The sequence below is a fragment of the Peribacillus sp. P4_C12 genome (assembly GCF_056402095.1).
In genome coordinates this window covers 1-2,271 of sequence record NZ_JBFUIB010000558.1, presented here as the reverse complement: position 1 = coordinate 2,271, position 2,271 = coordinate 1, and the positions used below count along the sequence as shown (strand labels likewise).

The following is a 2,271-nucleotide window of genomic DNA, read 5'->3' as shown; positions in this document are numbered from 1 at the left end:
CTTTTAGAGTGTTATACAGTAACTCTCTGTTAACTTCGAATCCCCATTCACTCCCGTATACTGTATTTTTGATAGGCTGATGCAGAAACACAAATATCGGTTTCTTAGGATCATCTTGTTTCGCCTGCTGAAGTTGCTCCCCTAACCACGCAATTTGTTGTTCTGAAAAGTATCCTTCTGTCTTTCCATTTTCAGTGCCAAGAACTATGAAATGAAACCCTTTGATTACCTTATGGTAGAAAATAGACTCCATCCCCATTTTCTTTAAAAACAGTTTTTGGGCATCTGTTACAGATAAACCATTCCAATAGTCATGATTTCCTATCGCAAACAAAGAAGCGGCCTGCGTTTGTTTTTTTGCATTATAAAGAGCCACAAAGCGATCATACTCTTCCGCAAATCCATTTTCTGTTAAATCCCCAACAACAACAAGAGCATCTTGTTTTGGCACCAACTCATTCAATTGATGCAATGCGCTACCGAACTTTTGCAGATCGGTTGTACCACTCTTCAACATATGCACATCACTAATAACAGGAAACACCAAATCAGGATTTTTGTGTAAACCGAACTTTGATGCTTTTTCGACATGTGATGCTGCTTCGGCCTCAAGTYCATTTAGTGAGTTTACTAGCGATAATCCAAGCGTAAGCCCGGCAATCTTCGTTGTACCTCCCAAAAAACTACGTCGATCCATTCCCTTATCTAAGATAGTATTTGACAATTTTTCAGTCTCGTTTTTTAGATGCTCGTCTTTCATTGCATTACTCCTCTTTTCACAATATGATTTTATTGATTTCAATTAAGACCAATCTAATGAAATTTCTAAAATTTTATGTAAGTAAAGCAAATTTCAAGGTACTTTTAGTTTATTTTATATATAATAAATCATTGAAATTTTGGTAATAAGAATGTATTCATATCATGGAACCCGCCACTCAATCCCCCTTCTTATATTCATTTTTTCAGTAGAAAAATTCACTCCTAAAGTTAGTAACGCAAATTGTGTATCACTTACTTTGACAAACTCTAAAAAGAAGGAATAAAATTTTCTAATTTGAATTCTGTATCTTCCTATATGAAAGATCTAGAGGAACTAAGACTTGTTTGTCGGTACAGTATTTATTGTCTATGCAGGTAATAATAACGGAAAAATTGTTAATGCTTGTATTGATTTGTTTCCGATCATCATTTGCTCTCTACAAAACCCACATTAAAACAACTTTTCCACAAACGGCCTACTTCCAACTCAATATTACATATTAATTATTAAGATAACGTTAATGTGAAGTGTATTTTTTTTGATTTTGTTGTTAATTCAAACAAATAATTCCATGTTCATTTTTTAAACTAATAAAAAGAGGAAAAGCCAACATTCACTTTTCCTCAACGTAACATGGTATGATTTCTATTTATTCACAATCTCAATTCCTTCTTTTCGTACCTCTGCAATACTTTTTCCGACAACTTAGAATCTGAAATAATACGGTTAATCCTATCAAACTGGCAAACCTTTAATAAGGATGCAACATCAAATTTAACCCGGCAATAGTTATACTTCTCTTTAATTAATGGTTTTTAGCTTCTGTTACCTTCAGAAACCAATAGTATATTATTCTTAACGATTTATTCATGAATAACATAGTGAATGAAGTACAAAGTTTAAGTAACCAGATTCAATCTTTAAGTAATGCCCACTCCTTTAATAAGTTGATATCTTCTAGATTCATGTTATTCAAAAAAGCAGAGAGCCTGCTCTCTGCTTTTTTGAATAACATGTAAATTTTCACCACTTCACTGACTTTTCCTTATTCCTGCGACTGAGTTTCCAAGGATTTCGTTTCTATCTTTTGATTGTACAATGGCAAAATGAAAAACATCCCAATAATAAAAAAGAATGCCGCTGTTTCAAATATGGCGACGAGTGAAAATTGTTCTTTCAACACTCCTGCCGCACTCATAGTCAAAACCATCGAACCAGTGAATAATGGGCTTAAGATTCCATTTACTCTTCCGATGAACTCGCCTTCGGTCCTCTGCAATATCAATGTATTAATTCCAATTTGAATACAAGGCAACATTAGCCCGTTAAAGAACTCTGCGGACAGCGTAATCCAAAGGTTTGTCGACAACCCCATTACCGCTAAACCAATGGGGCTAATGTTGCCTTGTATTCAAATTGGAATTAATACATTGATATTGCAGAGGACCGAAGGCGAGTTCATCGGAAGAGTAAATGGAATCTTAAGCCCATTATTCACTGGTTCGATG

General features: G+C 34.5%; 1 protein-coding gene and 2 pseudogenes. 1 reads left to right on the top strand and 2 read right to left on the bottom strand.

Features of this window, described 5'->3' with window-relative positions:
* Window positions 1-760: metallophosphoesterase family protein (locus AC1DUW_RS26440; RefSeq protein WP_477643883.1), on the bottom strand; the 760-nt coding region annotated here is incomplete at its 3' end.
* A 1,048-nt stretch (window positions 761-1,808) separates the two neighbouring features.
* Window positions 1,809-2,153: pseudogene (locus AC1DUW_RS26435) on the bottom strand (MFS transporter); the annotation flags it as partial.
* Between the two features lies 1 nt (window position 2,154).
* On the opposite strand from AC1DUW_RS26435, the pseudogene AC1DUW_RS26430 reads away from it, so the two are divergent.
* Window positions 2,155-2,271 (top strand): annotated as a pseudogene (locus AC1DUW_RS26430) (MFS transporter); the annotation flags it as partial.